Here is a 12413-nt window from a genome sequence, read left to right on the forward strand (position 1 = left end):
GGTCGGCCAGACGGCACGCAGCCTGCGTGCCAGAGCGCCCGCCAAAAGTTGGGAGGCGCAAGGGAGAAAGGCATCACATAACCCTTTGGCGACTCCGCAGGCTCGGGTAAGCTCCGCCGACGCCTAGGCAACCATTACAAGAACATCGCCTATGACCGCGACTCCCAACCAGGCTTCCCCTGTGTTTGCCGACGATGATGCCGCGCCACTGCGCACCCCTTTCGCCGCCGACCTGGCGATCGAACGCACGCGCCTGCTCTACCAGGGCTCCCGGGTCCCGACCCTGTTCATGCTGCTCAACGGGCTGGCCTGTGCCTGTCTGCTATGGCGCTCGGAACTGGCGGCCCTGCTCTCCGGCTGGCTGATCTGGCTGGTCCTGCTGGCCGTGCTGCGGCTGACCCAGGTCGCCGCCTTCAACCGCGCCCTGCCTTCGCGCCAGGCCAAACCGCACTGGCACCGCACCTTCCTGCTCGGCGCCGGCGCCTCGGGGCTGACCCTGGCCTTCCCGGTGGTCTTCCTGGTGCCGGCGGACGCGTTCCTGCAGCAGGCGCTGGTCTACGGGCTCGCCGCCGCCGCCATCCTCTCCGCCAGCGTCGCCTACGCCGTCAGCCTGCCGGCCTTCCTCGCCTTCGCCCTGCCCTGCCTGCTGCCCACGGTCAGTTGGCTGCTCGCCAGCGGCCACCCGCTGCTGCGCGGCTGGGGCCTGCTGAGCCTGACCCTGCTGGCAGCGCTGATGGTGGTGGCGCTGCAGGTCAATCGCCTGGTGCGCAACAGCCTGCTGCAGCGCCTGCAGAACCAGGCCCTGATCGACAACCTGGAGCACGCCAAGAGCCGCGCCGAAGGGCTCAACGCCGAACTGGCCCGCGAGGTGGAGCAGCGCCGCCGTGCCGAGCGGGAGCTGCGCGGCGCCCACGACGAACTGGAGATCCGCGTCGCCCAGCGCACCCTGGAGCTGGCCGACGCCACCCACGCCCTGGCCAAGAGCGAGGCCCGCCTGGCCCTGGCCCTGGAGGCCAGCGAGCTGGGCCTGTGGGACTGGAACCTGGAAACGGACGAGGTGCACCACACCCAGCTCAAGGCCATCTTCGGCCTGGAGAGCGACGAGGTGGCCCGGGTGCTCAGCGACCTGCGCCCCTGCCTGCACCCCGATGACGTGCCGCTGCTGCGCCGCGCCCTGGTGGACCACCTCAAGGGCCGCAGCGAGGACTACGCGGTGGACTACCGCGTGCGCCACCGCGACGGCCGCTGGATCTGGGTGGAAGACCGCGGCCGCGCCGTGGAGCGCAACGCGCGCGGGCGCGTGCTGCGCATGGTCGGCACCCGCCGCGACGTCACCGCCCGGCGCCAGGCCGAGGAGCAGCAGCGCCTCGCCGCCACGGTGTTCGAGGCCGCCAGCGAAGGCATCGTCATCCTCGACCCGGACTACCGCCTGTTGGCGGTCAACCAGGCCTTCACCCAGGTCACCGGCTACCGCGCCGAGGAAGTGCTCGGCCGCGCCGTGGTGGAAATCAGCGGCACCCGCGAGAGCCGCCGCCAGTACCACCTGATCCGCCAGCAACTGGAGCATGACGGCTGCTGGCAGGGGGAGCTGGTGGACACCCGCAAGAACGGCGAACTCTATCCGCAGTGGCTGCAGCTCAACGTGGTGCGCGACTCACGCGGCCAGGCCAGCCACATCGTCGGCTTCTTCTCCGACCTCTCGGCCCGGCGCGAGGCCGAGGAGCGCCTGCGCTACCTGTCCCACTACGACGACCTCACCGGCCTGGCCAACCGCACGCTGTTCCGCGACCGCCTGCACCAGGCCAGCGAGCGGGCCCGCGAGAACGGCCACGGCCTGGCGCTGCTGCACATCGACCTGGATCGCTTCAAGGTGCTCAACGACAGCCTCGGCCACGAGCTGGCCGACCAGTTGCTGCGGCAGATGGGCCGGCGCCTGGCCCAGGCTGCGCCGGAGGCGGACACCATCGCGCGGCTGTCCGGCGACGAGTTCGCGCTGATCCTCGACCGCTACGGCAGCCTCTCCAGCCTCGCGCGCACCGCCAGCCGCCTGCTGGCCAAGCTGCGCACGCCGATGACGGTGGGCGGCGAGGAGCTGGTGGTCAGCGCCTCCCTGGGCATCAGCCTGCTGCCGGACAACGCGCGGGAGATCACCACCCTGGTCAGCCAGGCCAACATGGCCATGCAGCACGCCAAGCACCTGGGCGGGAACACCTTCCAGTTCTTCACCGACAACCTGCAGGCCTGCACCCTGGAACGCCTGCAACTGGAAACCCAACTGCGCAAGGCCATCGACGAGGGGCAACTGGAGGTCTTCTACCAGCCCAAGCTGTGCCTGGCCGACGACAGCCTCAACGCCGCCGAAGCCCTGGTGCGCTGGCGCCATCCGCAGATGGGGCTGGTCCCGCCGGGGGACTTCATCGGCCTGGCCGAGGAAACCGGGCTGATCGCCCCCATCGGCGAGTTCGTCCTGCGCCAGGCCTGCCTGCAAGCCCGCGACTGGCAGCGCCAGGGCGTGGCGGACATCCGCGTTTCGGTGAATCTCTCCGGGCACCAGCTGCGCCAGGGCAACCTGGTGGCCCTGGTGCGCCAGGTGCTGGCGGAAACCGGCCTGCCGCCGCGCCTGCTGGAACTGGAGCTGACCGAGAGCCACCTGCTGGAGAACGTCGAGCACGTCATCGCCACCTTCCACCAACTGCGCGAACTGGGGGTGAAGCTGGCCATCGACGACTTCGGCACCGGCTACTCGTCCCTGAGCTACCTCAAGCGCTTCCCGGTGCACTACGTGAAGATCGACCAGACCTTCATCCGCGACCTGTCAGTGGGCGGCGAGGATGCCGCCATCACCCGCGCCATCATCGCCATGGCCCACGGCCTGGAGCTGAAGGTGGTGGCCGAGGGCGTGGAGACCACCGAGCAACTGGACTTCCTCAAGGAACAGGACTGCGACGAGATCCAGGGCTACCTGCTGAGCCCGCCGGTAGAGGCCTCGGCCTTCACCGCGCTGCTCCGCGAGCAGAGCGCTACGCTGTGGCGCTGACCGGCTCCGGCAGGTCGCGCAGCAGCAGCCCGTGCTCCAGGTCGAGGTCGGCAGGCAGCGGGATGTAGAGGACGTGGCCGTCCCCCGGCGCCACCTCGCGACGGCTGCCGTCGCCGGCCTGCAGCCCATGGAGAATGAAGCCGAGGTTGCCGGCAGGGGTCATCAGCTCCACGCGGTCGCCCACCTCGAAGCGGTTCTTCACCACCACCTCGGCCAGTTCGCCCCGGCGCACGCCGGTCAGCTCGCCGACGAACTGCTGGCGCGACGGCCGCGAGCTGCCAAAGGCGTAGTTCTGGTAGTGGTCGTGGGTGTGACGGCGCAGGAAGCCCTCGGTGTAGCCCCGGTTGGCCAGTGACTCCAGGCGCTCCAGCAGGCGCGGCTCGAAGGGCCGGCCGGCCACGGCGTCGTCAATGGCCTGGCGGTAGGCCTGGGCCGTGCGGGCCACGTAGAAGTGCGACTTGGTGCGCCCCTCGATCTTCAGCGAATGCACCCCCATGGCCACCAGGCGTTCCACGTGCTGCACAGCGCGCAGGTCCTTGGAGTTCATGATGTAGGTGCCGTGCTCGTCCTCGAAGGCGGGCATGAAGTCGCCGGGGCGGGTCTCGTCCTCCAGCAGGAAGACCCGCTCGGTGCTCGGCCCCTCGCCCAGGGTCGGCGCCGGCTGGCAGGCGTGGACGATGTCACCGAGGGTGTCTTCCCGCGCTTCACCGGCCTTGTACTGCCAGCGGCAGGCGTTGGTGCAGGTACCCTGGTTGGGGTCGCGGTGGTTGATGTAGCCGGAGAGCAGGCAGCGCCCGGAATAGGCCATGCACAGCGCGCCGTGGACGAACACCTCCAGCTCGATGCCGGGCACGGCCTGGCGGATCTCGCCGATCTCCTCCAGGGACAGCTCGCGGGAGAGGATCACCCGCTCCAGCCCCTGGCGGTGCCAGAATTCGACGCTGGCCCAGTTCACCGCGTTGGCCTGCACCGACAGGTGGATGGGCATGGCCGGGAAGTGCTCGCGCACCAGCATGATCAGCCCCGGGTCGGACATGATCAGCGCATCCGGCCCCATGGCCACCACCGGCTCCAGGTCCTTGAGGAAGGTCTTCAGCTTGGCGTTGTGCGGGGCGATGTTGACCACCACGTAGAAGCGCTTGCCGGCGGCATGGGCCTCGGCGATGCCCAGCGCCAGGTTGGCGTGGTCGAACTCGTTGTTGCGCACCCGCAGGCTGTAGCGCGGCTGCCCGGCGTAGACGGCATCGGCGCCGTAGGCAAAAGCGTGGCGCATGGACTTGAGGGTGCCGGCAGGGCACAGCAGTTCGGGGGCGGGAAGGCGGGACATGGGCGGGGCTCGTGACGCGAAAAATCGCGCATTCTAGGCAAGCCCCAAACCACGGATATTGCGCTGGAGCAATGCCGCTGCACGCCCACAACGCCGAGACCGATCGATGCGGTTCGCCGAGCTCACCGCATCCTACGGGCCCGCTCGACTCGTAGTATGGGCTGAGCTGTGCGAAGCCCATCGTTGGGGTGGACCACGCTTCACCGGTCCACCAGCGGAGCCCAGCCGGTGACGTCCAGCCTAGGCAGCGGTCTGGCTCTTTTGTGGGAGCGAATTCATTCGCGAAGGGATGGGGCTCCGCTGGTGAACGTGAAAAGCGACCTCCACGCAGCGGCCTGGTGTTTGAGGCGAGGCTCAGTCGTTCCACGCCCGCCCTTGCAGCTCCAGCAGGCTGTGAGCCTGCTCCGGGCCGCTGGAGCCGGCGGGGTAGCTGCGGGGGCTCTGGTAGTGCTCGTGCCAGCCTTCAAGGATCGGGTCGACCCAGCGCCAGGCGGCCTCCACCTCGTCGCGGCGCATGAACAGCGTCGAGTCACCCTCGATCACGTCCAGCAGCAGCCGCTCATAGGCATCCCAGCGCCGCTGGCTGAAGGCCTGGGCCAGGTTCAGGTCCAGCTCCACCGGCTCCAGGCGCATGCCCTTGCCGGGGTTCTTGGCCATCAGTTGCAGGCTGATGCGCTCCTCCGGCTGCAGGCGGATCAGCAGGCGGTTGGCCTCGCCGCCGTTGAACAGGCGGTGGGGCACCGGCTTGAACTGGATGACGATCTCCGAGTACTTGCGCGCCAGGCGCTTGCCGGTGCGCAGGTAGAAAGGCACGCCGGCCCAGCGCCAGTTGTCGATCTCCACCTGCAGGGCGACGAAGGTCTCGGTGTCGCTGTCGTTGTCGACGTTCTTCTCGAAGTAGTAGGCCGGCACTTCCTGGCCGCCGATCTTGCCGGCGCTGTACTGGCCGCGCACGGTCTTGTCCTGCACATCGAGCCCGGAGATGGGCTTGAGCGCTTCGAGGATCTTCACCTTCTCGTTGCGTACCGCCTCGGCGTCGAAGCGTACCGGCGCCTCCATCGCCACCAGGCAGAGCAGCTGCAGCAGGTGGTTCTGCACCATGTCGCGCATGGCGCCGGCCTGGTCGTAGTAGCTGCCGCGGTTCTCCACGCCCAGGGTCTCGCACACGCTGATCTGCACGTGGTCGATGTGCCCGGCGCGCCAGATCGGCTCGAACAGGGCATTGGCGAAGCGCAGCGCCATGAGGTTCTGCACCGTCTCCTTGCCCAGGTAGTGGTCGATGCGGAACACCTGGGATTCGCTGAACACCTTGCCGATGGCGGCGTTGATCGCCCGGGCCGACTCCAGGGAATGGCCGATGGGCTTCTCCAGCACGATGCGGTCGTCCGGCCCGCCGAGCCCGGCGATCTGCAGGTGCCGGGCGATGTCCTCGAACAGGCGCGGGGCGATGGCCAGGTAGTGGACGCGGGCGCGTCCCTGGAGCGGGCCGAGGTGGCGCGCCAGGCGGCCGAAATCGGCGCTCTGGGACACGTCCATGGCGAAGTAGTCCAGCCGCTCGGCGAACCCGGCCCAGGCCTGCTCGGTGAACTCGGCACGGGCCACCTGGGCGCGGCAATGGCGCTCGGCCAGGGCGCGGTAGCGGTCGATGTCCAGGGGATTGCGGGCAATGGCGAGGATGCGCAGCTGCGGATGCAGGCGGCCGTCGCGATGCAGGTGATAGAGCGCCGGCAGCAGCTTGTGAAGCGCCAGATCGCCGGTGCCGCCAAAGACCAACATGTCGCAAGGCTGGGTCACGTGTGCACTCCTGCGTGGTTTGCCTGGGCGGGGAAGCGGGTCATGTAGTATAACTACACGGTCACTACAGCCTGACCGTCGCCGATCATAACCGAGTTGCCCGGCCGAATAGATCGCGACCTGCGGCGTACTTCCCCACTTCGAAGAGCCTGCCCAGTGAATCTGCTGCAACATATCGCCCAATCGCGCCATCTGCTGCGCAAGTCGGAATTGAAAGTCGCCGATCACGTCCTGCTCGACCCCGCCGCCGTCATGCACAGCTCCATGGCCGATCTGGCGCAGAGCGTCGGGGTCAGCGAGCCCACCATCGTGCGCTTCTGCCGTGCCATCGGCTGTGGCGGCTTCCAGGACCTCAAGCTGAAGCTGGCGCAGAGCCTGGCGGCGGGCGCCAGCTTCGGTCAGTTCGCCATCCATGAGAACGACTCGGTGGCGGACTTCAGCCTGAAGATCTTCGACACCACCCTGCACACCCTGATGGACGTGCGCGAGAAGCTCGACCCGCAGGCCCTGCAGGCCGCCATCGCCGCCTGCGCCCAGGCCCAGCGCGTGGAGTTCTACGGCTTCGGCGCCTCCGGTGCGGTGGCGGCCGATGCCCAGCACAAGTTCTTCCGCCTGCTGCTGACCGCCGCGGCCTATTCCGACCCGCACATGCAGGCGATGTCGGCGGTGACCCTCAAGCCCACCGACGTGGCCATCTGCATCTCCCAGTCGGGCCGCTCCAAGGACCTGCTGATCACCGCCAACCTGGTCCGCGAGACCGGCGCCACGCTGATCACCCTGTGCCCCAGCCAGACGCCGCTGGCGGACCTGGCCACCGTCAACCTGGCCATCGACGTGCAGGAAGACACCGAGATCTACACCCCGCTCACCTCGCGCATCGCCCACCTGGTGGTGATCGACGTGCTGGCCATGGGCGTGGCCATGGCCCGTGGCCCGAGCCTGGTCAACCACCTCAAGAGCGTGAAGCGCAGCCTGCGCAGCCTGCGTCTGTCGCCGAAGTCGATCAAGAACGCCGAGGACTGAGCCGCCCGCTGAAAGCGCAGCCCCTCAGCTACGCCCGTGGCCTGGTCCGGGCGGCCCAGGCAGAAAGGGCTCACATCCACGGCCACCGGCCTGCCAGCGCAGAGCAGCGGCTGGCGAGCACGCCGAGCGGCTGCTGCTGTACTTCAAGCAGGACGCCCAGGGCCGCCTGCTGCTCGGCGGCCGGGGCCCCTTCGCCGAACCCCGCCAGGCGGGGGACTGGGCCCATCTGGAGCAATCCCTCACGCACCTCTTCCCGCAACTGGCCGGGGTGCCCATCGACTACCGCTGGAGCGGCCGCGTCGCCCTGACACAGGACTTCCTGCCGCACCTGCACGAACCGGCGCCGGGACTTTCGATCCTGCTGGGCTACAACGGGCGGGGCGTGGCCCTGGCGACTGCATTGGGCCGACGAATGGCGCACTGTCTGATGGGCAGCGAAGAGGCCTTTCCTTTTCCACCGAGCCCCATCCGGCGCATCCCCCTGCATGGGCTGCAACGGCTCTATCTCGGGACTGGCATCGCCTGGTACCGCCTGCTGGACATGCTCGGCTGAGCACAGGGCACCTGGGCGCCGGTCATTCCAGGGTCATCGGCCTGCCGTCAAAGCGTCATGTTCCGGCGCAATGCTGGGGGCTCCGACAACGGAGCCCCTGGAGACCCGACATGACTCATCCCCATGACGTCCCCGTCCTCGACAGCAAGACCCGTCGCAAGCTCGAAGACCAACGCCGGATGCGTTTCCGCCGCGCCATCGAGGCCCACGCCGAGGAACGGCGCCTGAAGGCCGAGATCGACGACTATCCCGACCTGATCGCCATCAACTACCTGTTGTCGACAACGGCAACGCGCCATCGAAACGCTGCGAAAGCGTGCTGATCTGGGCGCGCTCTTCACGGATGAAAGCAATGAAGGCCTGGGCAACCGGTGACAGCCGCTTGCCCTTGGCATGCACCACGCACCAACTGCGGTAGAGCGGCAGTTCTTCCACCGGCAGTTCCCGCAGCAACCCCGTGGCCAGCTCCAGGCTGACCGCATGACGGGGCAACAGGCCGATGCCCAGGCCCGCCACCACGCACTCGCGCAACGCATCCAGGGAGGTGACTTCCTGGGTGTGGGCGAAGTGCGCGCGCTTCTGCTGGAAGTATTCCTCGCAGGCCTTGCGGGTGCCGGAGCCGGCCTCGCGCACCAACAACGGGAAGGGTTCCAGGTCCTTGAGCGCCAGGCTGCGGGCGTGGCACAGCGGGTGGTCCGGCGGGGCCACGGCGATGATCGGATTGTTCAGAAACGGCAGGAATTCCAGGGCCATGTCCTGGGGCACCAGCGACATGATCACCAGGTCGTCGCGATTGTCCGCCAGGCGCTTGATCGCCTGGGCGCGGTTGACCACTGTGAGGTGCAGGCTGACGTCCGGGTGCTGCAGGCGGAAGGCGGCGAACAGGTGCGGCACGAAGTACTTGGCGCTGGACTCCACCGCCAGGTTGAGCTGCCCCTGCAGCGAGCCCTGCAGGTCGGAGAGCTGCATGTCCAGACTCTCCAGCCGCTGAAAGATGTCGCCGCTGGCCACGTACAGCGCCTCGGCGGCGTCGGTCTGGTAGAGCTTCTTGCCCACGTATTCGAACAGCGGCTGGCCCACCAGCTCTTCCAACTGGCGGATCTGCAGGCTCACCGCCGGCTGGGTCAGCGCCATCTCCTCCGCAGCGCGGCTGTAGGAGCGGCTCTCGTACACGGCACGGAACACCTGGAGCTGGCGCAACGTCATGCGCAGCAGGGTCTTGCGCATCATGGACCTCGATAAATCGGGGGGTGCGGCGCCGGACTATAAGGCCTTCCTAATGGATATCCCAATAATTATTGATTTTGGTTATTCACAAACTTCGATTTAGGTTAGATACGCGACCGTCCAGCCTGGCTCGGTCACTCGCCGACCGGCCTACGCCGTTCGCCTGCCCACTTGGTCGAGGGAACACTCGTGATCAAGAAAATCCTCATCGCCAACCGGGGTGAGATCGCTGTCCGCATCGTGCGCGCCTGCGCCGAGATGGGCATCCGCTCGGTGGCCATCTACTCCGAGGCCGATCGCCATGCGCTGCACGTGAAGCGTGCTGACGAAGCCCACAGCATCGGTGAAGACCCGCTGGCCGGTTACCTGAACCCGCGCAAGCTGGTGAACCTGGCCGTGGAGACCGGCTGCGACGCCCTGCACCCCGGCTACGGCTTCCTCTCGGAGAACGCCGAGCTGGCGGAGATCTGCGCCGAGCGCGGGATCAAGTTCATCGGCCCGTCCGCCGAGGTCATCCGCCGCATGGGCGACAAGACCGAAGCGCGCCGCAGCATGATCAAGGCCGGCGTACCGGTCACCCCCGGCACCGAGGGCAACGTCGCCGACCTGGCCGAGGCCCTGCGCGAAGGCGACCGCATCGGCTACCCGGTGATGCTCAAGGCCACCTCCGGCGGCGGCGGTCGCGGCATCCGCCGCTGCAACAGCCGCGAGGAACTGGAGCAGGCCTACCCCCGGGTGATCTCCGAGGCCACCAAGGCCTTCGGCTCGGCGGAAGTGTTCCTGGAGAAGTGCATCGTCAACCCGAAGCACATCGAAGCCCAGGTGCTGGCCGACGCCTTCGGCAACACCGTGCACCTGTTCGAGCGTGACTGCTCGATCCAGCGCCGCAACCAGAAGCTCATCGAGATCGCCCCCAGCCCGCAGCTCACCCCCGAGCAGCGCGCCTACATCGGCGACCTCGCCGTGCGTGCGGCCAAGGCCGTGGGCTACGAGAACGCCGGCACCGTGGAGTTCCTGCTCGCCGAGGGCGAGGTGTACTTCATGGAGATGAACACCCGGGTGCAGGTGGAACACACCATCACCGAGGAAATCACCGGCATCGACATCGTCCGCGAGCAGATCCGCATCGCCTCCGGGCTGGAGCTGTCGGTCAAGCAGGACGACATCATCCACCGGGGCTACGCCCTGCAGTTCCGCATCAACGCCGAGGACCCGAAGAACAACTTCCTCCCCTCCTTCGGCAAGATCACCCGCTACTACGCCCCCGGCGGCCCCGGCGTGCGCACCGACACGGCGATCTACACCGGCTACACCATCCCGCCCTACTACGACTCGATGTGCCTGAAGCTCATCGTCTGGGCGCTGACCTGGGAAGAAGCCCTCGACCGTGGCCTGCGCGCCCTCGACGACATGCGTGTGCAGGGGGTCAAGACCACCGCCGCCTACTACCAGGAGATCCTCCGCGATCCCGAGTTCCGCAGCGGCCAGTTCAACACCAGCTTCGTCGAAGCCCACCCGGAACTGACCCAGTACTCCATCAAGCGCAACCCGTCGCACCTGGCCATCGCCATCGCCACCGCCATCGCTGCCCACGCCGGCCTGTAGGGGAAGGATTCAGAACATGAGCAAGACCACTCACGCGAAAAAGATCACCGTCACCGACACCATCCTGCGCGACGCCCACCAGTCGCTGCTGGCCACCCGCATGCGCACCGAGGACATGCTCCCGATCTGCGACAAGCTGGACAAGGTCGGCTACTGGTCCCTGGAAGTCTGGGGCGGCGCCACCTTCGACGCCTGCGTGCGCTTCCTCAAGGAAGACCCGTGGGAGCGCCTGCGCAAGCTCAAGGCCGCCCTGCCCAACACCCGCCTGCAGATGCTCCTGCGCGGGCAGAACCTGCTGGGCTACCGCCACTACAGCGACGACGTGGTCCGCGCCTTCGTGGCCAAGGCCGCCGTCAACGGCATCGACGTGTTCCGCATCTTCGACGCCATGAACGACGTGCGTAACCTGCGCGTCTCCATCGAGGCCGTGAAGGCCGCCGGCAAGCACGCCCAGGGCACCATCTGCTACACCACCAGCCCGGTGCACACCATCGACGCCTTCGTCGAGCAGGCCAAGCAGATGGCCGCCATGGGCGTGGACTCCATCGCCATCAAGGACATGGCCGGCCTGCTGACCCCCTACGCCACCGGCGACCTGGTCAAGGCCCTGAAGGACGCCCTGCCCCTGGAAGTGGCCGTGCACTCCCATGACACCGCCGGCGTGGCCAGCATGTGCCAGCTCAAGGCCGTGGAGAACGGCGCCGACCGCATCGACACCGCCATCTCCAGCATGGCCTGGGGCACCAGCCACCCCGGCACCGAGTCCATGGTCGCGGCCCTGCGCAACACCCCCTACGACACCGGCCTGGACCTGGAGCTGATCCAGGAGATCGGCCTGTACTTCCACGCCGTGCGCAAGAAGTACCACCAGTTCGAGAGCGAATTCACCGGCGTCGACACCCGCGTGCAGGTCAACCAGGTGCCCGGCGGCATGATCTCCAACCTGGCCAACCAACTGAAGGAACAGGGCGCCCTGAACCGCATGGGCGAAGTGCTGGAAGAGATCCCGCGCGTGCGCGCCGACCTGGGCTACCCGCCCCTGGTCACCCCCACCTCGCAGATCGTCGGCACCCAGGCCTTCTTCAACGTCCTGGCCGGCGAGCGTTACAAGACCATCACCAACGAAGTGAAGCTCTACCTGCAAGGCCGCTACGGCAAGGCCGCCGGGCAGATCAACGAAGAGCTGCGCCGCCAGGCCATCGGCAACGAGGACGTCATCGACGTGCGCCCGGCCGACCTGCTCAAGCCCGAGCTGGACAGGCTGCGCGCGGAGATCGGCAGCCTGGCCCAGTCCGAGGAAGACGTGCTGACCTTCGCCATGTTCCCGGACATCGGCCGCAAGTTCCTCGAAGAGCGCGCCGCCGGCACCCTCAAGCCCGAGGAGCTGCTGCCCATCCCCAACGGCCAGGGCCCGGCCCCGGTCGGCGGCGAGGGCGTACCCACCGAGTTCGTGGTGGACGTGCACGGCGAGAGCTACCGCGTGGACATCACCGGCGTGGGGGTGAAGAGCGACGGCAAGCGCCACTTCTACCTGTCCATCGACGGCATGCCGGAAGAAGTGGTGTTCGAGCCGCTGAACGAATTCATCGGCGGCGGCGGCAACAAGCGCAAGAGCGCCAGCGCACCGGGCGATGTCAGCACCACCATGCCGGGCAACATCGTCGACGTGCTGGTCAAGGAAGGCGACAGCGTCAAGGCCGGCCAGGCCGTGCTGATCACCGAAGCCATGAAGATGGAAACCGAGGTCCAGGCGCCCATCGCCGGCACCGTCAAGGCGATCCACGTCGCCAAGGGCGACCGGGTCAACCCGGGCGAGGTGCTGATCGAGATCGAATGATCCCGACCCG

General features: G+C 67.8%; 8 protein-coding genes and 1 pseudogene. 6 read left to right on the forward strand and 3 right to left on the reverse strand.

The features are described from left to right. Positions 1-151 precede the first annotated feature (151 nt). Positions 152-3037 carry a GGDEF domain-containing phosphodiesterase gene (locus A9G05_RS16720; protein WP_069562044.1) on the forward strand — a complete coding sequence of 962 codons (2886 nt, stop codon included), beginning with the start codon at positions 152-154 and terminating at the stop codon, positions 3035-3037. Here A9G05_RS16720 and yegQ read toward each other — a convergent pair. Together yegQ and zwf are read right to left on the reverse strand one after the other, a co-directional pair. Next, positions 3021-4364, reverse strand: coding sequence for a tRNA 5-hydroxyuridine modification protein YegQ (gene yegQ, locus A9G05_RS16725; RefSeq protein WP_069562045.1), 1344 nt, complete (start codon positions 4362-4364; stop codon positions 3021-3023). The genes A9G05_RS16720 and yegQ overlap by 17 nt on opposite strands. Before the next feature lie 354 nt (positions 4365-4718). Further along, on the reverse strand, positions 4719-6140 hold the full coding sequence (zwf, locus tag A9G05_RS16730) for a glucose-6-phosphate dehydrogenase (protein ID WP_218187201.1): 1422 nt from the start codon (positions 6138-6140) through the stop codon (positions 4719-4721). Positions 6141-6314: 174 nt separating this feature from the next. On the opposite strand from zwf, the gene hexR reads away from it, so the two are divergent. From hexR to A9G05_RS26710, 3 genes and pseudogenes are all read left to right on the forward strand, one after another. Further along, on the forward strand, positions 6315-7181 hold the full coding sequence (gene hexR, locus A9G05_RS16735; protein ID WP_044405761.1) for a transcriptional regulator HexR: 867 nt from the start codon (positions 6315-6317) through the stop codon (positions 7179-7181). Between the two features lie 121 nt (positions 7182-7302). After that, positions 7303-7734, forward strand: a pseudogene (locus A9G05_RS26705) (NAD(P)/FAD-dependent oxidoreductase); the annotation flags it as partial. Positions 7735-7844: 110 nt separating this feature from the next. Next, a complete protein-coding gene (locus tag A9G05_RS26710) occupies positions 7845-8057 on the forward strand; it encodes a PA3496 family putative envelope integrity protein (protein WP_083265768.1) in 213 nt (70 codons plus the stop codon). On the opposite strand, the gene A9G05_RS16745 is transcribed toward A9G05_RS26710, so the two are convergent. Next, the gene (locus tag A9G05_RS16745) at positions 7999-8946 is read right to left on the reverse strand and encodes a LysR family transcriptional regulator (RefSeq protein WP_139131176.1); all 948 of its coding nucleotides are present in this window, start codon (positions 8944-8946) and stop codon (positions 7999-8001) included. The genes A9G05_RS26710 and A9G05_RS16745 overlap by 59 nt on opposite strands. 204 nt (positions 8947-9150) lie before the next feature. Here A9G05_RS16745 and A9G05_RS16750 point away from each other — a divergent pair, with 204 nt between their 5' ends. Further along, positions 9151-10566 carry an acetyl-CoA carboxylase biotin carboxylase subunit gene (locus tag A9G05_RS16750; protein WP_069562049.1) on the forward strand — a complete coding sequence of 472 codons (1416 nt, stop codon included), beginning with the start codon at positions 9151-9153 and terminating at the stop codon, positions 10564-10566. Between the two features lie 16 nt (positions 10567-10582). Then, a complete protein-coding gene (gene oadA / locus A9G05_RS16755; RefSeq protein WP_069562050.1) occupies positions 10583-12403 on the forward strand; it encodes a sodium-extruding oxaloacetate decarboxylase subunit alpha in 1821 nt (606 codons plus the stop codon). Positions 12404-12413: the final 10 nt, after the last annotated feature.

The sequence above is a fragment of the Pseudomonas sp. ENNP23 genome, assembly GCF_001728945.1.
In the GTDB taxonomy this organism is placed as follows: domain Bacteria; phylum Pseudomonadota; class Gammaproteobacteria; order Pseudomonadales; family Pseudomonadaceae; genus Metapseudomonas; species Metapseudomonas otitidis.

What these genes read in the sequence shown, in the direction of transcription:
- A9G05_RS16720 (WP_069562044.1), top strand. Translation starts at nt 152, where the DNA reads ATGACCGCGACTCCCAACCAGGCTTCCCCTGTGTTTGCCGACGATGAT.
- yegQ (WP_069562045.1), bottom strand. Translation starts at nt 4,364, where the DNA reads ATGTCCCGCCTTCCCGCCCCCGAACTGCTGTGCCCTGCCGGCACCCTC.
- zwf (WP_218187201.1), bottom strand. Translation starts at nt 6,140, where the DNA reads ATGTTGGTCTTTGGCGGCACCGGCGATCTGGCGCTTCACAAGCTGCTG.
- A9G05_RS26710 (WP_083265768.1), top strand. Translation starts at nt 7,845, where the DNA reads ATGACTCATCCCCATGACGTCCCCGTCCTCGACAGCAAGACCCGTCGC.
- oadA (WP_069562050.1), top strand. Translation starts at nt 10,583, where the DNA reads ATGAGCAAGACCACTCACGCGAAAAAGATCACCGTCACCGACACCATC.